Below are 25,788 nucleotides of genomic sequence, written 5' to 3'. Positions count from 1 at the left end.
CTAAATATAATTAAATCGGTGTTGATGGAATTTTATAATAGTTTGGATAAAAAATATAATGTAACCCAAAAATAAGAAACTAAAAATCGTCAAGGTCAAAGGCGAAACAGCGGATTTATCAAAAAAAGGCAAAAAGAATAATTGAAAGTAATACAGCACCGTTAAGATAGTGCCAGTCTTTTCAACCACATAAAATCGTTTCTTTAAATAAAGTTGAAAATATACCCCCTGAAATAAAACTAACGTAATAATTAAAGCTAAGAAAAGATTGTTTAAAGTAAAATCATTTGAAAAATAAATAGTAACATCTACATTCTTAAAAATGAAAAATATCACTACTCCCATAAGCAACATATAGGGCTTAACCAAAAACAGCGAAAATTGATGTAACGTATCCCAAGAAAAACTCCAACGCATTTTGTTGTTCTTCAAGAGCTCTCTTTTATGAATTACCATATAATCTTTGAAAGCATGATAAAAATCTTGCCCATCGGCTTCCATGTTTTGTTCAACTGCTGAAGCTACATGATCTACCATCTCCTGTCTAATATCGCTATAATAAACCTCATTACTTTGCAAATAGGTATCTATAAACCGTATTTCTTCTTTTGATAATTTCATAATCAATACTCTAATTTAGGTTGTACTAAAGTTTGCATGTTTCTAATAAAATCCTCCAGCTCCGCCAATCGATTTACGGTCTCAGTAGTTCCTTTTTCCGTTAGTTTATAATACTTCCGCAAACGGTTATCTACGTTTTCTACTTCTACCTCCAAAACCCCTTCGGCTTCTAATTTGTGTAAAGCGGGGTATAAAGCTCCCTCAGTTATCTTTAATTCTCCTTTAGTAATGTCCTTTACTTTCTGGGTGATTTCATAGCCATACATCCGTCCGTTTTCTTCCAATAGCTTCATCACTATAGTGGTTAAACTTCCCTTATATAATTGTGAATTTTTCATTGCATCTGCCATTTTAAAAAACAAATATACATAAGTTTTTTATATACATAGAATTCTTATGCATGTATTTTTTTAGCATTCTTGTCTAATACACTGTGAATAAACCGCTATTTGGAAGAACAATTCTGTTGCTTTAGTAAAGAAAACAATAAGGTTTTTATCGAGGCTAGTCCATAGCTAGTCCATAGCTAGTCCATAGATTTGTGTGTTTTTATGGACTTGTTATGGATTGAATATGGATTTACTTTGCACTTAGTTCGAAGTAAATACATAAATAGCAATTATAATTTAGGTTTTGACTAAAAAAGGAAGGCTTGCTAAAGTATAGGCAGGAGTATAAAATTCCGGATAATCACCATATTTAAATTTCATGAAACGTTTTAGGTTTAGTAACTTTGCCAAAAATAAACTTCATGTCATCCTTTTATAAATTACAAATCAAAGAAGTAAAACACGAAACGGCCAACGCTATTTCTGTTACTTTTAATATCCCTGCCGAATTAAAATCAGCTTATCAATTTACCGCCGGTCAATACGTAAACTTAAAATTAACCTTAGACGGACAAGAAATTCGTCGGGCTTATTCGATTTGTTCTTCTCCAAATAGTGGGGATTTACGCATTGCTATTAAGTCGGTTAAAAATGGTCATTTTTCTAAATTTGCTAATGACAATTTAAAAGTGGGTGACCTTTTAGAAGTAAGTCAACCTGAAGGACGATTTACTTTTGAACCTTCTTATTCTAACTTAAAAAACTATGCGGGCTTTGTAGCGGGTAGTGGCATTACTCCGGTGATGTCTATCCTAAAGTCGGTGTTGGAAAGTGAGCCAAAAAGTACGTTTGTTTTGGTTTACGGCAATAAAACTCCGGAAGAAACCATTTTTCATAATGAATTACACGAATTGCAATTGCAATATGTAGGGCGCTTTTTTGTGCATTATGTGTTCAGTCAAGCCAAACCTGAGGGTGAGCTTTTTGGACGTATTGACAAATCAACGGTCAACTTTGTTTTGAACAATAAACACAAAGAAAAAGAGTTTGATAAATTCTATTTATGTGGTCCAGAGGAGATGATTAATTTGGTTTCCACCGTATTGAAAGAGCATAATATTGCAGATAAAAATATCAAGTTTGAATTGTTCTCTACTTCAACTGCCAACGAAAATGCTGCTGCCGACAGTCATTCGGGTCACACCAAAATCACGGTGATGGTTGATGATGAAGAAACGACTTTTGAAATGTCGCAAAAGCAAACTGTTCTTGAAGCGGCCTTGAAACAAGGACTGGATGCTCCTTACTCTTGTCAAGGGGGTATTTGCAGTAGCTGTTTGGCTCGAATCACTAACGGTACTGCCGAAATGAAAAAGAATTCCATTTTAACCGATGGTGAAATTGCTGAAGGATTAATTTTAACTTGCCAAGCGCACCCAACTTCTGCTGAGCTATACGTGGATTATGACGATGTGTAAAAACCAAAAGCTAAAATTCCTATTACTAGTATCAACGTTAGGTCTTCTTTTTACGGGTTGTACAAAGGGTACTGAACAATTCATTGTGTCTTCTGATGAAGAAGGGATAATCTGCTCTGCTAAAAGTTCGTTTAACGATACCCTTTTTTACGAGAACCGATTTCCGGATACAACAGTCTATTATTACACCAAACTGACGAAGCCACAAAATGAGGAACTGAAAAAAATAATCCTAAAACTTAAGGAGGAAAAAAGTATTCCAAAATTTGAATTGAGACCAGGTAGTTTTACTTTCGCTTTAGAATCTGATGGTATTAAATGCTATGAAGGAAACTTTTCTATTCCAACGTCAACCACCAGAAAACTCTTGACTTTTTTTAGAAATGAAGCTTCTGTAATGAAGCCTTGTAAAAAAATTGAACACTTTTGGAGCATAGATGGTGTCACTCCTCCAGATAATCCGATTCCATAAAAAAACAAAATAATTATTGAGTAAGGCCTCTCTCTTTTAGACCGATGTTATTTTCTTAATGACACTTTCAGGAGTAATCGTTCTCATAACCTCTTCATAACCTTCCACCTTTTTATTGCCATATACTGAAGTGGGTAATAAAGGAAACTTTTCTCTATCCGAAACCAAACAATTATGCATGGGTTGATAAAAGGGTTTAAATCCTGCATACGGATGTGTTGCTCCCCAAAGTGTTATTACTTTAATACCCAACATAGCTGCAATATGGGCATTCCCAGAATCCATAGAGAGCATTACATCTAAATTGGATATTAAATCGAGTTCTTGTGGTAACTTAAGTTTTCCGGCAACATTGATGACGTTTTCTTTTCCTTTAGCAAACGAATTTAGTATTTCGATTTCTTTATTGCCTCCTCCAAAAAGAAAGAGTTTATTATGGGTATCCGATGCCAATTCATCTATCACTTGTTGCATTAAATCATTCGGATACACTTTGCTTTCGTATTGAGCGAAAGGGGCAATTCCTATCCATTTATCACTTCCTTTTTCTTCTGATATTTTTACAATTTCATTAGATAAAATAGCCTTTTTAGGGAAAGTTGGATTAGATATATCGACCTTAAAGCCTAGCTGGTTGAAGGTATCCACATGTCTATCAACCATTGATTTTACGGGTTCAAAGATTTTGTTTACAGCTCTTGTTAACCCTTTTTTATCGGCTCTCCCTTTATCCGTAAAAGCCACTTTCTTTCCGCTTAAAGCGAATAACGTTCGGATGATTTGAGAGCGCAATACGTTGTGTAAATCGGCTACGGCATCTATATGTAACGCCTTCAAATCGGAGTACAATTTTAGTAAGCCAAAGAAGCCTTTGTGTCTTCCTTTAACATCAACAGCAAAGAAATCCACATTGGGAATGCCTTCAAAAAAAGGTTGGAAAAAAGGTCTGGAAACAACCGTGATTTTTACATTAGGATGTTGTTCTACCAAAGCCCTAATAACAGGCACTGTCATCGCAACGTCGCCCATGGCAGACATTCGGATGACGGCTATATGTTGGATTGGCTTGGACAAAAGATTGTCGGTATTATTTTTTGTTTTGATACAAGACCGGATTCAAATCATCGTCATTGTACATTTTCATTTGCTTGTATACTTTCATGTACTTATCGCCGTTTTCAATATCGGTCAACAAGTCGTTGATAGAAATGAACATATCGCTTTTTTGGTCTAATAAAACGTTGAGTTTCTCTTGACATTTAGCTCTGTGTTCGGGAGTAGCTTCTGCTCGATTGGCTTCTTCACTCATGTGGTAAATTTTCAAAGCCAAAATGGACAAACGATCGATAGCCCAAGCTGGACTTTCGGTATTAATTTTTGCATTCGATTTTACGGGAACGTCTTTATATTTTTGGAGAAAATAACTATCGATATACTCTACCATATCCGTACGAACTTGGTTCGATGCATCGATTTTTCTTTTCAAAACTAAGGCGGCAACTGGGTCAATATTAGGGTCGCGGATGATGTCTTCATAGTGCCATTGCACGGTATCTACCCAGTTTTTGGCATACAATAAATACTCTATAGAGCCTTTAGTATAGGGGTTTAACGTTGGTTGATATACATCGTCTATAACGTGGTACTCTTTAATACTTTGTTCGAAAATAGGAAATGCAAATTGTGAAAACATAAGCTTTAATTTTATTTGCAAAGATAGTTTTTATACATTTACCTAAACATAAATTATTAGATTCATGCATATTCATAATATTTCGGAAAACAACAGTATTCTTAATCATTTTTTGGCACAAATTAGAGACGTCAACATTCAAAAAGACAGTATGCGTTTCCGCAAAAACATGGAGAGAATCGGAGAAATTATGGCGTATGAATTGAGTAAAACATTAGAATATAAAAATATTGATGTTCAAACGCCACTTGGCATCAAACACACCACCACTATTGCAGATCATGTAGTTTTATGTTCCATTCTTCGCGCTGGGTTAGCTTTACATACTGGGTTTATGACGATTTTTGATAATGCTGAAAACGGATTTGTTTCCGCTTATCGCCATCATTATGATAATGATGATAAGTTTGATATTTTAGTGGAATACCAAGCGGCACCATCCTTTGAAAATAAAAATTTAATTCTCATCGACCCTATGCTTGCTACTGGACAATCGATGGTGGCGGTTTTACATAAACTACATTTAGAACAAAAACCAAAAGAAATTCATCTTGCCGTAGTAATTGCAGCACCAGAAGGTATAGAATATCTTCAAAAAAACCTTCCTGATACTTGCCATCTTTGGATAGCAGCTATAGATGAAAAACTTAACGAGAAAAACTACATCGTCCCAGGTCTTGGTGATGCTGGTGATTTGGCTTACGGAAGCAAATTATAATTGTGAAAAGTAGCTAAGAAAACACCCTAAAATTAATAGTAACAACACTATTTCCTGATACATTTTGTTTTGGGAGTATTCAATATTAGTGGTGCACATTACTGATAGTGGCATAAAGGTAAAGAGCAGCATGGCATTGTTTTTCTCTGGCGAAATCAAAAATATTGTTACGCCTATTAAAAAACTAAAGATCATTTTCTTGTAAGAAGCTTGTAGAATCAGTGGCTTATTGGTTAACGAAAACACCAACGAAAAGACAAAATACAAAGCAATCACCACATAAAGTGAGAGCGCCATGTTTTGATAATTATTGGTAAAATAATCCAGCTGAAAATTAGTTTGAGTTTGGCTTAAAATATGAGTAATCCAGGTTTTATCAAAGACCAATGCGGAAACTAAAAAAATTACTGCTGTGGCAAAAAAAGCGACAAAAGGTAAAAGCCAATTCCTATAATCTCGGGAAACATGAAAAAATATAGAGATGTAAACTAATAGTATGAAAAGGATACACCAAAAATGAAATAAAGAAGCAATAAAAATCCACATAGAAGCATCAAATATTTTCTCTTTGGGTGATTTTAAGGTTTGCAATGATATCAATCTTCTTATGGCTAACAACAGAAAAAAGTTGGCAAACAATAAATTATTATCACTTAAAACCGTTGGGAATAGTATTAAAAATAAGAGAAAAAATAGAATGGTGTAACTGCTGTCTTTGGTTAAGTTATTCTTTTTTACTGTAAAATTCACTATGAAAAAAGAAGCACAGAGCAATAGGATGTTGGTTACTTTTTTTGAAAATGTAGGCACAGCATTAGCAGGCAACAAATCGTTTTTTTGATATAAAAAAAAGAAAGACAATAGTAAAAGAGCAATTAAAGTATAATTAACTATTGTAGATTTTTTAAAAACACTTGTTATCATGAGTATATTTTATACATTTGTGCTTGTAAATATAACATTTTATAAAATGAGAGCATTTTTTGAAGGCATACAATCTTTATTTGTAGATTTCTTATTCAAACCACTTGATTTTTTACGTTCTTTAGAATTAAGCAATTGGTGGTTGGCCAACATAGTTAGTTGGACAATGATATGCATTTGTGGTTACTTTATTGTTTACTGGTGCAAAGAATTGGTAAAACACAGAGACAACAACGAAGAAAATCAAGATACTACAGCTCATTCTTTTTTAAAGTAAATCGAGACCAATATCTTTTCTAAAATACATCTTATCGAAATGTAGCTTATCTATATTTTGGTAAGATTTTTTTATGGCTTCTTGAAAATCATTCCCAAAAGAAGTAATTGCTAACACCCTTCCTCCATTCGTAACTACTTTTCCATTTTCTGACTTTGTGCCAGCATGAAAAACAAGGGAGTCTTCAATTTTGTCAAGCCCAAAAATTTCTTTCCCTTTTTCATACTCTTCAGGATAACCTCCAGAAACTAACATCACTGTTGTGGCACTTCTATTGTCAATTTCAAGTGAAACTTCATTTAATTTCTCATTGGCTACAGCCTGAAACAATTCCACTAAATCCGATTGTATTCTAGGAATGACCACCTCGGTTTCTGGATCTCCCATTCTCACGTTGTATTCAATAACTATAGGCTCTCCTTTAACTATTATTAATCCTATAAAAATAAATCCTTTGTATTCAATAGTATCTTTTTGCAATCCTTGAACTGTGGGTTTGACTATTCTGGTTTCTATTTTTTCTAATAAAGTAGCATCAGCAAATGGCACTGGAGAAACAGCACCCATACCACCCGTATTTAAACCTGTATCGCCTTCACCAATTCTTTTATAATCCTTAGCGGTTGGTAATACTTTATAGTTTTTACCATCAGTTAAGACGAAGCAACTTAATTCAATTCCGTCTAAAAACTCTTCAATAACTACCTTGGAACTTGCTGTACCAAATTTAGCATGGATAAGCATATTCCGCAATTCTCTTTGGGCTTCTTCTAGATCATGAAGGATTAAAACTCCCTTCCCTGCTGCCAACCCATCTGCTTTCAAAACATATGGTGGCTGTAATGTTTCTAAAAAAAGGCAACCTTTTTCAACTGTTTCAGAAGTAAAACTATCATAGGCTGCTGTTGGAATATTATGTCTTACTAAAAATTCTTTTGCAAATTCTTTACTGCCTTCTAATTGGGCACCCATTTTGGACGGACCTATGACAGGAATATGATTCAATTCAGAATTCTTTTTAAAAAAGTCGAAAATTCCTAGAACTAAGGGGTCTTCCGGACCTACAATTACCATTTCTACTTTTTCTTGAATTACAAACTTTTTTAGAGCTTCAAAGTCAGTTGGATTAATGGCAATGTTTTTGGCTATTGCTAATGTCCCAGCGTTGCCTGGCGCAACATAAAGTGAAGAACATTTAGAACTTTGAACCAATTTATAAGCTAGTGCATGCTCCCTTCCGCCCGAGCCTAATAGTAAGATTGTCATTTGTCAATAAAATTATATTGGCAAAAATACTTTTTTCTGTATTAAAGATTTATTAATTTTTTATGTTTTTTAAAAAAATGTGTTAGTTTTGTTGTTCATTTTAAAATAAAAAAACATGAAAAAACTATTACTTACTTTTTCTCTAATTGCTTTATCTTCAACTATAAATGCTCAGTGGGTATCTCAAGGAACTGGATTTAGTGTTGCTAGTAGAGGATTGAGTGAAATCAAAATTGTGGATGCTAATACTGTATGGGCATTGGCTTATGATGGCTCTGCTCCAACTCCACCTGCAACTACAAATCCTAGTATTCAAGAAATGACATTAACAACCGATGGTGGTGGGACTTGGAATTCTAAAACTATAAATATTGGTGATCCTCTTCTTGAAATCAATAACATTAGCCCTGTTAGTGGAACTACAGCTTGGTTAAGTGCATTAATTCCTGCTGATGGTAATGGTGTAATTTATAAAACCACCGATGGTGGTGATAATTGGACTCAACAACTAGCTAATGGTTTTCAAACTACTGGAGACTCTTTCTTGAATGGCGTTTATTTTTGGAATGCAAATGAAGGGGTTGCTTATGGAGATCCAACAGGTACGGGGTCAAGTAGAAAATTTGAAATTTACAGAACTACTGACGGCGGTAATAACTGGACTGCAGTTACAGGTGCAAATTTACCTGTTGCTCTAGCAAGTGAATATGGATATAACAATTCACCAATTGTTGTTGGTAATACTATCTGGATGACGACTAGTAAAGGACGTTTATTCAGAAGTAGTGATAAAGGGGCGACTTGGGTGGCTTATCAAACTCCAATTGCAGACTTTGGTGGTTATTCAACGCCAGGAACATCTGGAAATGCTCATTTTAGTGATGTAAATAAAGGATGTTTGTTAAGAGCGGTAGGAACAACAACTCCTGTATATACATTCTATACAACTACAAATGGTGGACAGACTTGGTCTGCAGGTACTACTTTCACAGGTACTCGTAAAATTCTTAATTATATTCCAGGAACAAATACAATTGTTGCTACTTCTCAAGCCACGCCTGTAGGGACTTCTATAAGCACAGATAACGGAACTACTTGGACAGACCTTGAACCAACTGGAGTAACACAAAGAGGAGCATCTGCTTTTTTAAGTGCAAGTATAGGATGGTGTGCAGGTTTTAGTGGTACTGACCCATTTAGTGATGGTATTTTTAAATTAACAGGGCCATTAGCAAATCAAAGTATTACAAAAGCAAAGTTTAGTGTTTACCCTAACCCTGCTTCTTCAAATGTGACTATTGCTGCTACAGATGTTGATTCATTTAATTTATCCGTAACTGATATAACTGGTAAAATAGTTTTAGCTAAATCACTAAATGGAATGGAAAATACAGTAGATATTTCTGCTCTTTCTAGCGGTGCTTATTTCTTTACTTTAAGTTCTGATAACAAAAAAGAAGTGGTAAAAATTCTTAAAAATTAATTCCAAATAAAATAGTATTTTTAAGGGCTAACAAATGTTAGCCCTTTTTTTATAGTTGTATGTTCAATCTTTTCAATTTATCGCTTCGATTAAATGGTTTTCCTATGAAGGGGGCTACTGCTGAGTTTGAAAAAATTAAGTTGATTTCAGAAGGTAAGTACGAAGAATATCTAAACCAAAAGAAAAAAGAAATTGTAGCGTATCATTTGAAAAACAACAAATCCTATCAGGATTTTATTGGTAAAACATCTTATGCAAATTGGGAAGAACTTCCAATAATGACTAAAAAAGAATTTCAAAAACCTCTCTCCGAAAGGCTTTCTGATGGATTTACCATAAAGTCTGTATATGTAAATAAAACATCTGGTTCTAGTGGTGATCCTTTTATATTTGCCAAAGATAAATTTTGCCATGCACTGACTTGGGCTAACATTGTTTCTCGGTTTGATTGGTTTAACATCGATTTTAATTCTTCATTACAAGCTAGGTTTTATGGCATCCCATTGGATTTTATTGGAAATAAAAAAGAACGGATTAAAGATGTATTAAGCAATCGTTATCGATTTACCATATTTGATTTGTCAGATGCTGTTTTAGAAAAAGTATTGATTACATTTCAAAAAAAGAAATTTGATTATATCAATGGTTATACATCGTCAATAGTTCTGTTTGCTAAATTTCTACAGAAAAAAAACATTGTTTTAACCACCGTTTGCCCAACATTAAAATGCTGTATTGTAACTTCAGAAATGCTTTTCGAAGAGGATAAAATACTTCTAGAAAAACAATTTGGAGTTCCTGTTGTTAACGAATATGGTGCTTCTGAACTAGATTTAATTGCTTTTCAAAATCCAAATGATGAATGGCAAGTCAATGCTGAAACTTTATTTGTAGAGATTCTAGATTCCAATAATAATCCTCTACCCAATGGAAAAGAAGGTAGAATTGTAATTACTTCTTTATACAATAAAGCCCATCCATTTATAAGATATGATATTGGTGATATTGGGATTTTGGATGAAAAAAGTACCTTAAAAAAACCTATTCTTAAAAAATTAATTGGAAGAACAAACGATATTGCTATTTTACCTAGTGGTAAAAAATCTCCAGGCTTAACGTTTTATTACGTTACCAAAAGTATTATAGAAGACGATGGAAATGTGAAAGAATTTGTGATAAAACAAACCAAAATTGATACTTTTGGCATTGAATACGTAAGTGAATTGGAATTGACCTTAATTCAAATCCAACAAATTGAAAAAGCCATCGCAACCTATTTAGAAAGTGGTCTAACTTTTACATTCACTCGGAAAGAAAAACTAGAACGCAGTAAAAGCGGAAAACTGAAACAATTTGTTTCATTAGTAAAATAGAAAATGAAAATAACAATAGTAGCTGGTGCAAGACCTAATTTTATTAAAATTGCACCCATCATTAAAGCCATTGAAAAAAAACAAAATGAAGGTGCAAACCTATCATATCGATTAGTTCATACTGGTCAGCACTATGATAAAAATCTAAGTGACACTTTTTTTGAAGAATTAAATATCCCTCATCCAAATGCAAATCTGGAAGTGAAAAGCGGCTCTCAATCAGTGCAAACTGCTGCAATTATGATTGCTTTTGAACAAGAACTTTTGCAAAATCCTTGTGACTTAGTTTTAGTTGTTGGCGATGTGAATTCTACTATGGCATGTGCAATTGTCGCAAAAAAATTAAACATAAAAGTAACGCATGTTGAAGCGGGAATTCGTTCGGGTGATATGACCATGCCCGAGGAAATCAACAGAATTGTTACCGACAGTATTACTGATTATTTCTTTACTACCTCAACTTGGGCGGGTGAAAATTTATTAAAATATGGTGCGGACGCTTCGTCAATCCATTTTGTGGGTAACGTTATGATTGATACATTGTATCAAAATTTAAACAGAATTACAGCTCCCTCCTTTTGGAATGAATTCAAATTAGAAACTGGAAATTATATCATTCTAACATTACACCGACCAGCAAATGTTGATGAAGAAAAATCATTAATTAATTTGTTAGAAGGGATTGATAAAATGGTGGGTGACAAAAAAATTGTCTTTCCTATTCATCCCAGAACAAAAGCCATATTGGGAGAAACCCATTTAGAATTAAAAAATATTCTCTTTGTTGAACCTCAAGGATATTTAAATTTTATGTTTCTAATTAAAAATAGTTTTGCTGTGATAACCGATTCTGGTGGAATTTCAGAAGAAACAACAGTATTAGGAATTCCTTGTTTTACCATGCGAAACAATACTGAAAGACCAGAAACACAAACCATTGGAACCAATACTTTGGTAGGAACTTCTATTGAAAATTTAGAAAAGATATTTGGTGACTTTCTACTAAATGGCCCCAGAAAAGCAGGTATTCCTGAACTTTGGGATGGAAAAGCTTCAGAACGCATAATAGCCATTCTGCTTTCAAAAATATAATGGAGGAAATTCTAATTATATCCAATTACTATCCGCCCGAAAAAGGTGCTGCGGCCAATAGAATTGAGCAATTGGCTTTGAAATTGGATAAAAATAAATACAAGGTTTCTGTAATTTGTCCTCTTGGTAATTATCCGAAAGGTGAATTATTTCCAGAATATAAAGGGAAGTTTTCAGTAACAGAAAATCGTGATAATATAACCGTGAAAAGGCTTTGGATATATCCAAGTGTTAGTAAAAATTTACTCGTCCGAATTATTTCCGTATTATCTTTTTCGTTGAGTCTTTTTTTCTATTTATTGTTCAAGAAAACACCTAAGAAAGTTATCGTTCAATCGCCTCCTTTATTGCTTTCTTTTATTTCTGTTTTTGTGCTTTCGTTAAAAAACAAAAAAATAATTTTAAACATTTCCGATTTGTGGCCATTAGCTGCTATCGAATTAAATGCTTTGAAAGCGAATTCCTTTTCTCATAAATTTTCACTTTTTCTTGAACGCTTTATTTACAAAAAAGCGACTTTAATCTTAGGGCAATCCAATGAAATAATTACGCATATTCATACTATTTATCCTGAGAAAGAATGTTTTTTATACCGCAATTTTCCCGATCATAACATTAGTGAAAGTAATTTAAAAACGGAAGAAAATAAACCTATTAAACTATTTTATGCAGGCTTATTGGGTATTGCACAAGGTGTTCTTGAATTGTGTCAAAATATTGATTTAAAAGGGTTAAATCTCGAGTTGCACCTATTTGGTGATGGCGCCGAAAAATTACAGATAGAAGCCTTGATTTCGAGTCAAAATTCTACTCAACTGTTCTTCCATGGAATGTTAGACCGAAAAGAATTGCATGCTCAATTACAATCATTTGATATTGCCATAGTTCCTTTGAAAACTAGAATTTATGGTTCTGTTCCTTCTAAGATCTTTGAATATGGTTCTCTTGGTTTACCTATTCTGTATTTTGGTGGTGGAGAAGGCGAGAATATTGTTGCTGAAGATAATTTAGGTTGGGTTGCAAAGGTTGGCAACTATTTAGAGCTAAATGAAAAACTTAAAGAAATTGCTTTGCTGAGTAAATCGGAACTAGACGAAATGAAAAAAAGAATTTTTTATACCGCTCAACAAAAATTCAATTTAGATAATCAAATGAATGATTTAATTGAAAAAAATGTTTTTTAATAAGCCTTATCTTCTCCTTTGAAAATATTAAAAACTGTTTGAAAAATGATTTTAACGTCCATTATTAAGGACCAATTTTCGATATAAAAAACATCAAATTTTATTCTGTTTACCATATCTTCTTCGGTTTCTATTTCTCCTCTAAATCCTTTAACTTGGGCTAAACCAGTAATGCCTGGTTTAACATAATGACGAACCATATACTTTTTAATTTTACTAGCATAGGCTTTATTTTGTGACCACAAGTGAGGTCTTGGTCCTACAACCGACATGTCGCCAAGTAAAACATTGAAAAACTGTGGCAATTCGTCCATGCTCGTCTTCCTCATAAATTTTCCCATCTTGGTAACTCTTGGATCATTTTTTGAGGCTTCTTTTTCGGTAAATCCGTTGACCTGCATGGAGCGAAATTTATAACAATAAAATTCTTCTTCATCCATACCTGGTCTTCCTTGTTTAAAAAACACTGGCCCTTTTGACTCTAGCTTAATTAAAAGAGCCAACAATGGTATTAGCCAAGAAAGTAAAAACACAATGACAAATAAAGAAAACACAATGTCAAAAGCTCTTTTAACTCCTTTAATATAGGGGTTATGCAGTTGTGTTTTTTGTAGTGATAATACAGGAAAAAGTTCGTAATAATCTAATCTTAAATTTTTGGAATAAATTTCTTTCGTGTCCGGAATAAACTTTATTACTTTCGAATTTTCATCCACAAATTCAACTAAATCTTTTAGCTTTTCATTAGAGATTTCATTTAAAGAGCAGTAGATTTCATCCACTTTATTAACAGTAACAAACTCTTTTATGTCTTCTATTTTTCCTTTAACTTCTGGATTTTGTTTTTTGTCTGAAAAGAACCCCATGAAACGATACCCATAATCTTTCCTACTCTCAAATACTTCTTTAAGTCGAATAGCTTCTGGTGTATACCCAATAATGACTGCGTTTCTGAAATTACTTCCAGTAACAATTCTGTATTTTTTTAGGTAAAAAAACCAAAAATATTTGAAGGTTACTATAATGCAAAAACTAATGGTCATAAAAATGGCAATGGCTTTTCCGCTGAAAATAACAGTTTTGGCAAAAGGAAAAAAGGCAATAACCACCAATAAAAAAACACTAAATTGTTTTACTAGTTTCGTAACGATTTCTACTGGAGTAGTAAACCTGTAAACTTCATAATACTTTACTAGTATGGCAATTAAAATCCAAGTAAAAGTTTGATAAAAAACATAATAGAACTCATTAAGATTTAATTCTCTGAAGAAATATAAACTTAATGCCGTTATAACGGTTAGATCGAAAAGTATATTAATCGGTCTAATGTATTTTGAGTATCTACCTGTTTGTTGTGCAACCATAAAATACTAGTGGATATATCCTTTAAAGTCTTTATGTTCTTCTTTTAAAAGTTCTTCAGATGAAAGCGATTTGAAATAATCGTAGGTTAATTTCATGCCTTCTTCTCTTGAAACTTTAGCTTCCCATCCTAAAATATTTTTAGCACGAGTAGTATCTGGTTGCCTTTGCATAGGATCATTCATAGGTAACGGATGATAAACTACTTTTTGATTGGTACCAGTCAGTTTAATAATTTCATCCGCAAAATCTTTAATCGTAATTTCATTTGGATTACCAATATTTACTGGTTGCGAATAATCGGAATGAAGTAGTCTAAAAATTCCTTCTACTTGATCTGTTACGTAGCAAAATGAACGTGTTTGACTACCATCTCCAAAAATGGTCAAATCTTCTCCTCTTAGAGCTTGCCCAATAAATGCAGGTATTACACGACCATCATTGAGTCTCATTCTTGGTCCATAAGTATTGAATATTCTAACAATTCTTGTTTCTACACCATGAAAAGTATGATACGCCATAGTAATAGATTCCTGAAAACGCTTGGCTTCGTCATAAACCCCTCTTGGTCCAATGGTATTTACATTACCATAATAATCTTCTGTTTGTGGATGAACTAAAGGATCTCCATAAATTTCTGACGTAGAAGCTATAAGAATTCTTGCTTTTTTTACTCGAGCTAAACCTAGAAGATTGTGTGTTCCTAATGAACCAACTTTCAGCGTTTGAATAGGGATTTTAAGATAATCTATAGGACTTGCAGGAGATGCAAAATGAAGAATATAATCCAATTTTCCCGGAACATGAACAAACTTAGTTACATCATGATGGTAAAACTCAAAATTTTTATCTTTAAATAGATGTTCAATATTCTTTAAATCTCCAGTTATAAGGTTGTCCATCCCAATAACAAAATATCCTTCTGCAATAAAACGATCACAAAGATGCGACCCCAAAAAACCAGCAGCGCCAGTAATTAATATTCTTTTCATATAATTTTATTCAACTTTGGAACTATTTAGAGTCCTAATTCCTGTATTAAAAAGACAATACATCATCGTAAAAAACACAACTCCTCTTTGTCTCCATAAAAATGATTCTGTCAAAAATAAACTTATCATTAGAATTGCGAAAGCAAAATGCACAAAATCTTTCGATTTAATTGCATTTTTAATATTAACAATCAATAGAATTAATAAAAGCACAAAACCAAAAACACCTAATTCAGCAAAATTTTGAATGTACTGGTTATGAAAATTTTTAGATTGATAACCGCTATCTGGGTTGTTTTTTTCTCCCATATAGAGATTGTATTGAATCGCTTTTTCTTTGATTTTAGGGTAAGATGCATTCAGACCAAAACCTGTTAAAAGCACATGGTTTTCACTTATCAATTCTATAAAAATTCTAGCTTGATATACTCTAAAAGCTGTGCCGTTGAAATAATCATTAGGTGTAAAAGTAGGATTTGTCCATGCTTCTTTTATGCTCACATAATGTACACTTGGAGGTATTCCTTCAACAACAGCAGTGCTTAAACTTTTGTTGGTATTGGTTTGAAATTCAACTTTAAATCGGTCTTTTATTCTTCCTATCGAAAAAACTATTACGATTAATAATCCAAAAACTATTAGGTTCCTAAGTCTTAATTTATGGGCTGTCTTTGAAAAAAAGAAAATATGTATTAATGACAAAAATAAAACAACCAGTATGATATTCTTAGAAGAAAGTAAAAGAATAAACCCGAAAAGCAAAACAGAAAAAAATGTGTCAGCTTTAGATTTTATTTCTTTAGTAAAAAAATAGAAAAAAGCTAACGCTATAAAGACAGACATATGAATAGCGTTCAATAATTTTGGAACCAATCCATAATCTTTATCATTTTCGCCATGATAAAAAAACACTCTAGAATCATCCCATAAAAAATAGCGAATTACAGCTCTAACAGAGTAATATATAACAAAGGCAACAATGACATAGCTGTAATATTCAATGATTTTTTTCTTTTGTTCTGAAGTTTGGTTTTTAAAAAGAAGAAAGCCTAAAGGAATCAAAAATAATGGTACTTCTTTGGATAATGCACCAAGTGTTTCTTTTGAATCTATAGACCAAAAATAAGATGCAATCATTAAAAAATAGAGTACAATCGGGAGGACTAACTCTTTTTGAAAACTAAAATTTTGCTTTTTGAAAGTAATAAAAGCAACTAATAAAAAAGCCCCTAAAGCAATATTGTTAAATACAAAAGGTAAAGGAATAGATAAAAGGACTAAAAGTATTGGAATAAAAGAGCTATTCTTTTGGCTTTCTTTTATCAGATTTTGAATAACATTCTTGGAAGAGTTGTAAATATTCTCCATTTATTTTTTCCCAATTAAATTCATTTACAATGGCTTCAAAATTGTTTTGAACTAATCGCAAGTTATCATTTTTTTTGATTGTATTCAGAATATTTTTTACTTCGTTTGGATTGGAAAAATAATAGCTGTTTTCTTTTAAAATTCCTCTATTAAAATCATTGTTGTGGGCAATCACTAAAGCCCTTGAAGCCATAGCTTCTAATAGCGAAGGATTAGTTCCGCCAACGGAATGTCCATGAAAATAAAGGTTTGAATAATAACGAAGATTATTTAAGTGTTCCAAATTGTATATTCCTCCCATAAAAAGAATATTAGCATGGTCTTTGAATTTGTTTTTTAAATATTCTCCATACTTTGTTTGGTGTTTGCCAATAACCAAAATTGGAGTTTTATCTTCATTCATTGCTACGCCTTCAAGAACCATATCTAAATTATTTTCGGGTTCAAACCGAGCCATAATCATATTGTACTTTTCTTTTTCTACATTATATTCTTTTAAAATCGCTTCATTAGGTGTTGAAAAAGGATAAGCTCCATAGGCAATGTATGTAGATTCTTTTTTGTATTTTTCTTTTAGAAATTTTTGAATTCCTAAAGAATCTGAAACTAAGAAATCACTACTGTTAACGGCTAGCTTTTCAGCGAATTTTAAAAATTGTTGCACTGGTTTAGAGTACTTTGTTCGTTTCCATTCCAATCCATCCATATTAGTAATAATGATTGATTTTTTTGGAAGTAAAAAATGCCAGATAGAATTACTGGTGTATCCTAATTGTAAAATGATATCAAAATCTCGTTTGCGAGAATCCATGATACAATTGTAATCATAAATGAATTGCCCAAATGTTCCATACTTATATTCAGGATCATATTGATGTATTATGTGTACGCCGTGAAAAGTCTTTTCCTGATAAGGGTGGTCGTGTGAATTGTAGCAATATACTTCGTGTCCTTTTTCAACTAAATACACTGAAAAAAATTCGGCGAATTGTTCGAATCCTCCGTAATAATTGGGCACACCACGAGTTCCTAAGATGGCTATTTTCACTATAATGTTTCTTTTAAGGCGGTAAAAATAAGAAAATACTATGCCATTTAAATAGCTTTAATTACAAAATATTTTCTCAATTGTTTTTTTATCACAATAAAACAGTTGTTAAAACTGACACTATTAGCAATTATGATTTTAATCATGTATTTTATAAACTTTAATTTCTATTTTTGTATGCCTAAATTAAACCAATATCTTATGATTAATTTTGAACGACTTGAAAAGAATTTAGATGCTTTGCGTATTCAATATTTAACAGCTCAACCTTTTCCACATCTTTTAATTGATGATTTTTGTGATTCAGAAAAACTAACAAAAGCATACGAATCTGTACCTGAATTGAATAATAAAAGTCGTGACTATTCCTTTGCAAACAATAAGTTTGAAAAGTCAAATTATAAAGAAATTTGTCCTGAGTTTTTAGATTTATATAACGACTTGTCTTCTGAGAGATTCAATAAAATCATAGCATATATCACTGCTAAAAAAACTTTTGTTGATCCTAAAAACTTTGGTGGTGGTCTACATCAAGGTAAAAAAAACAGTTTTTTAGATATGCATTTAGACTTTAACTACCATCCTTTAAATAAAAACTGGTATAGAGAACTTAATTTATTACTGTATTTAAATAAAGACTGGAAACCCGAATATAAAGGACAATTGAAAATTAAAGATTTAAGAACGAATGAAGAAGCCGAATTAGATGTTCCTTTTAACCGTTTGATTATTCAACAATGTGGGCCATATACACTTCATGGTTATGACATGACCAATTTCCCTGACGGAAAGTTTAGAACTTCAATTGCAACTTATGCGTATCAAGTTCATGAGCGGTTAATTGAAACACCAAGAACAACTGATTGGTTTCCAAAAGAGGATGCTTCTTACTTAAAAAAACAATTTGCAAAAAATTATAATTTTTTAGTTAAGACAAAGAATAAATTCTTTGGAAGTGCAACCGCTAAAAACCAGTAATTTCTGTGAAAAAAAATGTTCTTATAATAAACCAATCAGCAGAGTTATATGGTGCTGACAAAGCATTATTGGAACTCCTACAAAACTATCCTGAAGACTACAACCCTATTGTTGTTTTGCATGAAGAAGGTCCTCTAAAAAAAATATTAGAAGAGCTTGGAATTCAAGTGATAAAATCATCAGTTATAAAAGTTAAAAGAGGTGTTTTAAACCCTTCTTTTTTCATAGCGCTCCCTTTTGATATTATTAGGTCTATTCTGCACATTAAAAAAGAACTTAAAGGTCAAAAAGTTGCTTTTGTACACTCTAATGCAATTTCTGTTTTTATAGGGGCTTTTTATTCTTTTTTTTTGAGAAAAAAACACCTCTGGCATGTTCACGAAATTATAGTTCATCCCGAGAAACTGGCCAAATGGTATCCAAAAATTGTTTCGTTTTTCTCTGATAAAATTGTGTTTAATTCAAAGGCGACTGCTGAACAGTTCAAAAAAAACTGTACCAATATTGAAAAAAAATCTGTAATAGTTTATAATGGTCAAAATAGAAATCAATCTTTTTCTACCTATGAAGAGACTGAACAAATAAGACTAAATGAGTTTAAACTAAGGAACAATTCAATTGTTGCTATTGGGCTCGTTGGGAGGATTAGCCGCTTGAAAGGTCAACAAGTTTTATTAAAATCGTTTAAAAAGCTATGTTCAAAATACCCCAACATCCACTTAGTTTACATAGGTTCAACTCCCCCCGGACAAGATTATTATTTAGATAAGTTGAAAGCTAAAATTGAGGAATATGGACTTTTTGAATATACAACCATATTAGATTTTAAACAAAATATTTGGCCTTACTATGATGCATTAGATATTGTGGTTGTACCCTCTACTGAACCTGAATCATTTGGCCTTGTGGCTACAGAATCTATGTTGTCAAAAAGACCTGTTGTAGCATCAAAATTAGGGGGATTGCAAGAAATAATTTTACATGGAGAAACAGGCTATTTATTTGAATCTGGAAATAGTGCCGATCTTTGTGACCAACTCGAAAAACTTATAGAAAACCCTTCTTTATGCAAAACTCTTGGTGAAAAAGGACAAGAAAGAGTTAAGATTTGTTTTTCAACCAAAAACTATGTTGGAGGAATAAAAAGTGTTTACGACTCTATGTAACCTGATTGGTTAGTAGAGATTAGTTTCTTAGCGATTTTCTCTCTGTAGGCTATTAAAAAACCTATAAGTAAAGCCTTGTTATCAACCTTGAAGTATAATCCCATAAAGACCCAATTGGAAAGTATTAAAAATAATGCTGTCCCTAGGATTAAATTATTCAAGTTAATGATTTCTCTGCTGTTGTATCTGTATTTTTTTTGTAGATAATAAATGAAAATCAACATTAATAGCACTCCGGATAATCCAGCCTTTAAAAGTATTGTCATATAAGAATTATGAAGCGTCGGGACAAATCTTATGAGTTCACCATCATTAGTCCACATTTCTCTACCTATATCAATATATGAACCCATTCCTTTGCCAAAAAAGATTGCTCGCCACCCTTGGTGAGTAACCTGCTTAACGGTCATTATATTTTCAAATGATCTATAATTATCATTAAAGTCTTTCCAGTCATCCTGATTAATTTTAGTCTTAAATGGTTCAATCGGCGCAATTTTAATTTTGTATAAAAACTCCTCTACAGCATCGCCTTTTCTTTTAGGATTACTAACATATATAAGGCCATATCCAATTAAAACAGTAAGTGCAAAAAATGTAACCACTTTAATGCTTTTTGGAGTTAATTTAAAATAACCCATCAAAGCAATACTCAAAATAGCTAATTGTATAAAATTGGTTCTAGCTAAATATAAGAATACTGAAAATGCGATTAAAAGTATAAATAACAACTTTTTCTTGGAAGGTAATTCAAGACCAATTCTATTCGAAAACAATAAAATCACTAAGCCGTAAACCTCAAAATCACTAAAATATCCTCCATACTGTCTTAGTTCTGAAACCGAAGCAATCTTAAAGATAAAGGCACTAATAAGAAGAATTAAAATATGCATAACGGCCAAAACCAAGCTTCCGTATACAATGACCATAAAAGGACTCTTTGATTTTATTTTTCTTATGATTTGATAACCAATCAAAAGCCCTAGTACTGGCTTTATAAGATAGGTGAAATCCCTTATGATGTTGTAGGTTTTATAATCATAGAAAAATATGGCAAAAGCTGCAATGACTATGATAACAATTTTTATAAATATTAGTCGAAATATTTGTGCTGAATAAGTTCTTTGTACTGTTATTAATGCAGCAAGACCCCAGGTTAGAAAGGTAAGTTCAAAATTATTAAATGTTGGTACAACAACACAAATGATGAAAAGCAGAATGTAATAAAACTCAGATTTATTTATTTTCATTGAACTGCAATTCTTTTTGAAGTTAAACTAATCAAATATAAGACGATTAAAATAATTTCAGTTATAATCATTGAAATTATTACTCCAATAATACCAAATTTTGGGACCAATAAAGACATCAATATCAGATTAAATATAACCGTGAAAACCGTAAAGCGGATATAATTTGATCGTTTGCCAATCAAAAAATAAAGCAGCTCTGTAGCAAAGGTTATTGAGAAGACAAAAGGGTAAATCAGAAAAAATCGCAACAGTGTTGATAATTCAGAAATCATTTTGAAATCTACTTTGAAAAAATGAAGTATGGTTGTTGAAAAACAATAAATTGTTATCAATATACTCCATATGAAAATAAAATTTAATGCATTAATTTTTTTCCAAAATGAAAATCCCTGATTATAGTTATGGTGAAGTTTAAAGCTTAATTTTGGATAAAAAAACCGGAAAAAAACTTGAAGATAAGTTCGAATGGGCATAATGATTTGCTCAATAATTTTATAATATCCGGCAACGCTAAAACCACCAAAGAACCCAATTATTACAACTGGAGCATAATTTTTTAAAGCTAAAAAAAATTGAGAGAAACAAAAGGTAAAATCTTCTTTCAGATAGTGTCTAATTTCTTCGTATTTGACTTGAAACAAATTAATTTTATAATCGATGATAATTTTTACACATCCAATTACGTTAGGAATAATCATGCCTATTCCGAAGAAGAAATTGACATAAATGTAATCTTCCTTACCATTTATAAAAGCAAAAATTAGCAGTAAATAGATAACTTTTGAAGCAACATTAACAATAGTTATACTATTATATCTTTCTAATCCTTGAAAAAACCATACAGGATTTAAAAACTGTCCAATTAAAATAGTAAATCCTAAGACTAATGCCGACTGATTTTCTTTGAAATAGGGAACAAAGAAATATGAAATCGTACTAATAACAATAACGGTAATTGCTAAAAAAATCTTGGAAACAAAAATTTTTCTAAAATAATTTGCAATGAGCTCATTATTGTTTCTGTTTACAGCTATATATTTTACTCCTAATATATCTGTTCCGTAATCTATAAAAACAATTAAAAAAAAGGCTATAGCTAGTCCAACTCCAATTTTACCATAATTATCTGCCCCACATTTGCTTAAAAGATATGGCGCAACTAATATTGGTATTAGCAAGTTAAAGCCTTGACCGAAAAGATAAATTGATAAGGTTTTTAATTTTGCGTTTTCTAGATATTGAGCCAGATTATTTAGGATTTTCAAAACACAGTGCTAAGATAAATAAACGTTAGTAAATGTAAAGAGTACCTCTTATGTATAATAAGCTTACTTATTACTTTTCCCAAAGTTCTCCAACATAGGTTTCATGGCATCCATTGGAAAGAAAGATGGCCCAACGTAAGGATCTTTCTTGATTGGCTTAATCAAATTGGTTTCCAATCCTGTCACTAACTCGTTAGGTCTGAAATAAGTTAGGAAATCTCCCCATTTCATGTCTTTTGTTGAGTTAAAATACTTAAGATTTAAGTTGATAAATTCAATGTTCTCTTGATCTTTATTTGTTCCTAAATCTAATCTTAACATTGTAGGATAAATATTTTCAGGTAATTCAAATTTTATTTTTTGTGGGTTTGGATTCCCTTTGAATTCAACCCAAACTGATTTGTCCTCTGTAAAATTTTGAGAACCATCCTCAGAATAATAAATATGGAAGGCATCATCCTTTATAACCTTAGCTTCTAAGGTAATTGTGAATTTATTTTCTACAGCCTTTGCTGGAGTTTCTACCGGTTGCGATTCTTCCTTGTTTTTACATGATGTTAGCACAATAAAAAGAGACAGAATAGAAATTAGTTTACTTTTCATAAATATGTTTTTTTAATTTGCCAAAAATAGAACTTTTTTTCTATTCTAGACAGAAAATTTTTTCCCCGTAAGTACCAAGCCTCTTCTTTTATTTACAAAGTCTTCAATTAAAATTCCAACTTCATAGCTGCCTTTTGATAAAGTGGTTTTATCAATAGTGGCTTTAAATCCTGTATTATCCAAATTAAACTTTTTATTTACAGAATCTGTGATATCCGTTCGTAACACTTTTTCAAACTGAAATATTCTTTGGGCTGAATTTCCACTGATTAAAACTATAGTGGTTTTCGAATTTGTATCATCCTGACCTTCAAGATAAGCCCATCCAAATAGGTCTACTTTATTTTGGCTGTCACTATATCGATCAACCCAACTCCTGATTGAATAGCCATTATTGGCTTTTAACGGTAAAAATTCTGAAATATCTACAGTGGTCTGCAATTTATTTTTAGGAACAAAATGCTTAGTCCAAGCTTGAAAACCTTCGAAATTATTTTCAATAAAAAAATGGTTATCAATAAACTTATGCAATTCTTCATTAGGATTATATTGTCTCCCGAACGCATCAAAATACCAGAAAGCTTCTATTTTGGTCGTGTCTTTTTGCATGTCAGCTAAATAAATTTCAAGTGGCTTATCAACTACATGATAATTGCCAAAATCTTCCTTAAAAAAATAAGGTAAATACCACCCCAAACTACTAACAATAGGCTCTTGATTTCTATTATTTGCCTTTATAAAATTTGTCCCCTCTCTAAATTGTTCTTTGCTTATTCTAGTGTAATAATTACTATGAAAGATTATTTCATATGATGAACCTATTAGGAAAACAACTAAAAAAACAAGGCTAATTTTTTGAAATTTAAATGCATCTAATGCCATAGCTACCATCAAAATTAAAGCTGGTAAAATCGTTATAAAATAACGACTTATAATCATGGGAACAACAAGATAAGAACGAATTATAGGAACTGCTAAAACTAGTACTACCCATAAAAATAAAATTATCCCGCCAAAAAAGTATTTGTTTTCTATACTGTATTTCTTTTTGAAAAGAAGGAAAAGAAAATAACCAATTGCCACAATCCCTAAAATCTGAATAAAATCTGAATTTCCGCAAAAGTCTTTGAAAATTTGTTTTATTGTATCGATAGTAGTAGGAGGAATCCAAAACTCTTTTATCTCTGAAACTTTGATAAAAATCTTGATTGCAGGGATAAAAAGTCCAATTGCTATTACTGCCGATATAACAAATTTTAAAACTACTTTAATTCTACTTTTTTTATCTACTGTTACTAAATAAAGCAGCCCTATAATGGCATGAGCTAAAATAATAAACAAACCAAAAAAATGGGTAAGCAATAGCAACCCAGCTGATAATCCATAATAAATGGCATTAATTGTATTTGGAGTCCTTATAAGTTTGATAAGTCTATAAAAAACAAGTATCGTAAATAACATTAAAAGCTCATAGGGTCTTGCTTCTTGAGAATAGTAAAGGTTAAATATATTCAGTGATAGTAATGCACTTGCTATCAGTCCAACTCTTTCATTTATAAGTTCTTTGCCTAAAAGATAAATAGCGTATAAGCTTAATAATCCTGTTATAGCAGATAATAATCGTGCTACAAAAATGGAATATCCAAAAAATTTAAATAAGAAATAAATACAATAAAAATAGAATGGCGGCATTTGTTCACTCGTCATCAAAGACGTGTAAACTTCGGAAAAAGTTAATTGAGGATTTGCTTCGTTTAAAGTGTGAATTTCGTCAAGCCATGGACTTTGAAAATCAAGCTTGTAAAAACTTAGAATTGCTCCTATGAATAATATAATTGCTAACCATTGGTTTTCCTTTAAATTCTTTATTGCTATCATCTTTCTATACTTTTTTGATGTTTTCTATAAAATCTAAATATATTTTGGCGTTGGGAGCACTAATGTTTTTTCGGGTACTGAGTTGTAACAAAAGGACAATCAATGTTACCGAAAAGAATTGAAGAATAATCCCAGAGATAATTAACACTAAACTTGATGCCCATCCAGGTATGGCATAAGTAGTAAATAGTTTTTCACCTAGTATGTAAAGTAAGGATAAGAAACACAAAAAAATTCCGGCTAAGGATAGTTTCAAAATTTTGATAGAAATTTGGTCAAAATACACTGCAATAGAACTTAGTCCGTGAAGGACTAAACTATTAAAGTTCATTTTAGAAACTCCTTTATATCTTTTTCCTCTATCCAATAATACTTTATCAAAAGGTATTTTTGATTGTATAATGCCGCCTGAATAATGATTCCAAATATTATTTTGATGTACCACTTTTATCAACAAGCTTTTAGGAATGGAACTGAAATTTCCAAAACTTATTTTTTGACCTGTTAAGTAACTAAATAGCCTTTTGTAAAAGAAATAGCCTGTTTTAAATAGTGTTGATTCTTGTCTTTTGTTGCGCTGAGCAAAAATGATTTTGTCTTTTGAATCTTGTTTATTCTTCATAAGCAAGGCTAAAATATCTTCCGGTTTGTCTTCACCATCGCTATCCATAACAACAACATAATCAAAATCATGAATTTCATTATGTATATATTGCAAACCAACAGCTATTGCTCTTTGATGTCCAATATTAATTTTTAAATTAACAAGAGTTATGGGTAATTTAGATGTTGAAAGTAACGTTTGAGGTTCCTCTGAAGAACCGTCGTTTACAATAATGATGTGGAACTCATAGTTGTCATTTTGTTCCATTTGTAGTCTTTCTATATGGCTCAATAAAATGCTACAACTTTCCCAATCATTGTATACTGGAGTTAGACAATAAACTTTTTTTACTTCTTTCATC

Annotated in this window: 25 protein-coding genes; 10 read left to right on the top strand and 15 right to left on the bottom strand. The window is 31.8% G+C overall.

Annotated features, from left to right (window positions below; translation table 11 throughout):
• Entirely contained in the window at positions 1 to 621 is a 621-nt protein-coding gene (locus tag OLM53_RS09820; protein ID WP_264520057.1) for a hypothetical protein, read from the bottom strand.
• Positions 622 to 623: 2 nt separating this feature from the next.
• A complete protein-coding gene (locus OLM53_RS09815) occupies positions 624 to 959 on the bottom strand; it encodes a PadR family transcriptional regulator (protein WP_264520056.1) in 336 nt (111 codons plus the stop codon).
• Positions 960 to 1,372: 413 nt separating this feature from the next.
• Here OLM53_RS09815 and OLM53_RS09810 point away from each other — a divergent pair, with 413 nt between their 5' ends.
• Both OLM53_RS09810 and OLM53_RS09805 read left to right on the top strand, forming a co-directional pair.
• A complete protein-coding gene (locus tag OLM53_RS09810; protein ID WP_264520055.1) occupies positions 1,373 to 2,428 on the top strand; it encodes a ferredoxin--NADP reductase in 1,056 nt (351 codons plus the stop codon).
• Positions 2,415 to 2,900 carry a hypothetical protein gene (locus OLM53_RS09805; RefSeq protein WP_264520054.1) on the top strand — a complete coding sequence of 162 codons (486 nt, stop codon included), beginning with the start codon at positions 2,415 to 2,417 and terminating at the stop codon, positions 2,898 to 2,900. Before OLM53_RS09810 ends, OLM53_RS09805 begins: the two co-directional genes overlap by 14 nt.
• A 36-nt stretch (positions 2,901 to 2,936) precedes the next feature.
• On the opposite strand, the gene OLM53_RS09800 is transcribed toward OLM53_RS09805, so the two are convergent.
• The gene (locus OLM53_RS09800) at positions 2,937 to 3,929 is read right to left on the bottom strand and encodes a glycosyltransferase family 9 protein (protein WP_264522442.1); all 993 of its coding nucleotides are present in this window, start codon (positions 3,927 to 3,929) and stop codon (positions 2,937 to 2,939) included.
• A 58-nt stretch (positions 3,930 to 3,987) separates the two neighbouring features.
• The gene (locus OLM53_RS09795) at positions 3,988 to 4,593 is read right to left on the bottom strand and encodes a DUF4254 domain-containing protein (RefSeq protein ID WP_264520053.1); all 606 of its coding nucleotides are present in this window, start codon (positions 4,591 to 4,593) and stop codon (positions 3,988 to 3,990) included.
• A 64-nt stretch (positions 4,594 to 4,657) separates the two neighbouring features.
• Between OLM53_RS09795 and upp the strand changes: the two genes are divergently transcribed.
• A complete protein-coding gene (upp, locus tag OLM53_RS09790; RefSeq protein ID WP_264520052.1) occupies positions 4,658 to 5,311 on the top strand; it encodes a uracil phosphoribosyltransferase in 654 nt (217 codons plus the stop codon).
• Here the strand turns inward: upp and OLM53_RS09785 are convergent.
• Positions 5,306 to 6,235, bottom strand: a complete 930-nt coding sequence (locus OLM53_RS09785) for a DUF6427 family protein (protein WP_264520051.1) — start codon at positions 6,233 to 6,235, stop codon at positions 5,306 to 5,308. The two genes, upp and OLM53_RS09785, sit on opposite strands and share 6 nt — an antisense overlap.
• A 46-nt stretch (positions 6,236 to 6,281) precedes the next feature.
• On the opposite strand from OLM53_RS09785, the gene OLM53_RS09780 reads away from it, so the two are divergent.
• Entirely contained in the window at positions 6,282 to 6,512 is a 231-nt protein-coding gene (locus OLM53_RS09780; RefSeq protein ID WP_264520050.1) for a DUF6341 family protein, read from the top strand.
• Here the strand turns inward: OLM53_RS09780 and purD are convergent.
• Positions 6,504 to 7,778 (bottom strand): phosphoribosylamine--glycine ligase, encoded by a 1,275-nt coding sequence (gene purD / locus OLM53_RS09775; RefSeq protein ID WP_264520049.1) that lies wholly within the window; start codon positions 7,776 to 7,778, stop codon positions 6,504 to 6,506. The two genes, OLM53_RS09780 and purD, sit on opposite strands and share 9 nt — an antisense overlap.
• Positions 7,779 to 7,893: 115 nt before the next feature.
• Between purD and OLM53_RS09770 the strand changes: the two genes are divergently transcribed.
• The 4 genes from OLM53_RS09770 to OLM53_RS09755 are packed head-to-tail and all read left to right on the top strand — an operon-like array spanning position 7,894 to position 12,910.
• A complete protein-coding gene (locus tag OLM53_RS09770; RefSeq protein ID WP_264520048.1) occupies positions 7,894 to 9,261 on the top strand; it encodes a T9SS type A sorting domain-containing protein in 1,368 nt (455 codons plus the stop codon).
• 59 nt (positions 9,262 to 9,320) lie between these two features.
• A complete protein-coding gene (locus OLM53_RS09765) occupies positions 9,321 to 10,634 on the top strand; it encodes a phenylacetate--CoA ligase family protein (protein ID WP_264520047.1) in 1,314 nt (437 codons plus the stop codon).
• Between the two features lie 3 nt (positions 10,635 to 10,637).
• Positions 10,638 to 11,726 carry a non-hydrolyzing UDP-N-acetylglucosamine 2-epimerase gene (gene wecB, locus OLM53_RS09760; RefSeq protein ID WP_264520046.1) on the top strand — a complete coding sequence of 363 codons (1,089 nt, stop codon included), beginning with the start codon at positions 10,638 to 10,640 and terminating at the stop codon, positions 11,724 to 11,726.
• Positions 11,726 to 12,910 carry a glycosyltransferase family 4 protein gene (locus OLM53_RS09755; RefSeq protein WP_264520045.1) on the top strand — a complete coding sequence of 395 codons (1,185 nt, stop codon included), beginning with the start codon at positions 11,726 to 11,728 and terminating at the stop codon, positions 12,908 to 12,910. Before wecB ends, OLM53_RS09755 begins: the two co-directional genes overlap by 1 nt.
• Here OLM53_RS09755 and OLM53_RS09750 read toward each other — a convergent pair.
• Genes OLM53_RS09750 through OLM53_RS09735 form a run of 4 tightly spaced genes read right to left on the bottom strand, consistent with a single transcriptional unit; the run spans position 12,907 to position 17,680 of the window.
• Positions 12,907 to 14,274, bottom strand: a complete 1,368-nt coding sequence (locus tag OLM53_RS09750; protein ID WP_264520044.1) for an undecaprenyl-phosphate glucose phosphotransferase — start codon at positions 14,272 to 14,274, stop codon at positions 12,907 to 12,909. The genes OLM53_RS09755 and OLM53_RS09750 overlap by 4 nt on opposite strands.
• 6 nt (positions 14,275 to 14,280) lie before the next feature.
• Entirely contained in the window at positions 14,281 to 15,264 is a 984-nt protein-coding gene (locus tag OLM53_RS09745; RefSeq protein WP_264520043.1) for a UDP-glucuronic acid decarboxylase family protein, read from the bottom strand.
• A 6-nt stretch (positions 15,265 to 15,270) separates the two neighbouring features.
• Positions 15,271 to 16,632, bottom strand: coding sequence for an O-antigen ligase family protein (locus tag OLM53_RS09740; protein WP_264520042.1), 1,362 nt, complete (start codon positions 16,630 to 16,632; stop codon positions 15,271 to 15,273).
• Entirely contained in the window at positions 16,565 to 17,680 is a 1,116-nt protein-coding gene (locus OLM53_RS09735; RefSeq protein WP_264520041.1) for a DUF1972 domain-containing protein, read from the bottom strand. The genes OLM53_RS09740 and OLM53_RS09735 overlap by 68 nt, the downstream gene beginning before the upstream one ends.
• Before the next feature lie 201 nt (positions 17,681 to 17,881).
• Between OLM53_RS09735 and OLM53_RS09730 the strand changes: the two genes are divergently transcribed.
• Both OLM53_RS09730 and OLM53_RS09725 read left to right on the top strand, forming a co-directional pair.
• Complete coding sequence (locus OLM53_RS09730; protein WP_264520040.1) at positions 17,882 to 18,658, top strand: 2OG-Fe(II) oxygenase; 777 nt, start codon at positions 17,882 to 17,884, stop codon at positions 18,656 to 18,658.
• A 5-nt stretch (positions 18,659 to 18,663) separates the two neighbouring features.
• Positions 18,664 to 19,824 carry a glycosyltransferase family 4 protein gene (locus OLM53_RS09725; RefSeq protein ID WP_264520039.1) on the top strand — a complete coding sequence of 387 codons (1,161 nt, stop codon included), beginning with the start codon at positions 18,664 to 18,666 and terminating at the stop codon, positions 19,822 to 19,824.
• Here the strand turns inward: OLM53_RS09725 and OLM53_RS09720 are convergent.
• The 5 genes from OLM53_RS09720 to OLM53_RS09700 form a co-directional block, all read right to left on the bottom strand.
• Positions 19,809 to 21,074, bottom strand: a complete 1,266-nt coding sequence (locus OLM53_RS09720; protein ID WP_264520038.1) for an O-antigen ligase family protein — start codon at positions 21,072 to 21,074, stop codon at positions 19,809 to 19,811. The two genes, OLM53_RS09725 and OLM53_RS09720, sit on opposite strands and share 16 nt — an antisense overlap.
• Positions 21,071 to 22,342: an oligosaccharide flippase family protein gene (locus OLM53_RS09715; RefSeq protein WP_264520037.1), complete on the bottom strand. Its 1,272-nt coding sequence runs from the start codon at positions 22,340 to 22,342 to the stop codon at positions 21,071 to 21,073. The genes OLM53_RS09720 and OLM53_RS09715 overlap by 4 nt, the downstream gene beginning before the upstream one ends.
• A gap of 63 nt (positions 22,343 to 22,405) precedes the next feature.
• Entirely contained in the window at positions 22,406 to 22,945 is a 540-nt protein-coding gene (locus OLM53_RS09710) for a hypothetical protein (RefSeq protein ID WP_264520036.1), read from the bottom strand.
• 45 nt (positions 22,946 to 22,990) lie between these two features.
• Complete coding sequence (locus OLM53_RS09705; RefSeq protein ID WP_264520035.1) at positions 22,991 to 24,823, bottom strand: glycosyltransferase family 39 protein; 1,833 nt, start codon at positions 24,821 to 24,823, stop codon at positions 22,991 to 22,993.
• A gap of 4 nt (positions 24,824 to 24,827) precedes the next feature.
• Positions 24,828 to 25,787, bottom strand: coding sequence for a glycosyltransferase (locus OLM53_RS09700; RefSeq protein ID WP_264520034.1), 960 nt, complete (start codon positions 25,785 to 25,787; stop codon positions 24,828 to 24,830).
• Position 25,788: the final 1 nt, after the last annotated feature.

This window comes from Flavobacterium sp. N1994 (assembly GCF_025947145.1).
Classification (GTDB): domain Bacteria; phylum Bacteroidota; class Bacteroidia; order Flavobacteriales; family Flavobacteriaceae; genus Flavobacterium.
Note: the sequence above shows the minus strand (reverse complement) of the source record. Positions and strands in the feature narration are given on the sequence as shown.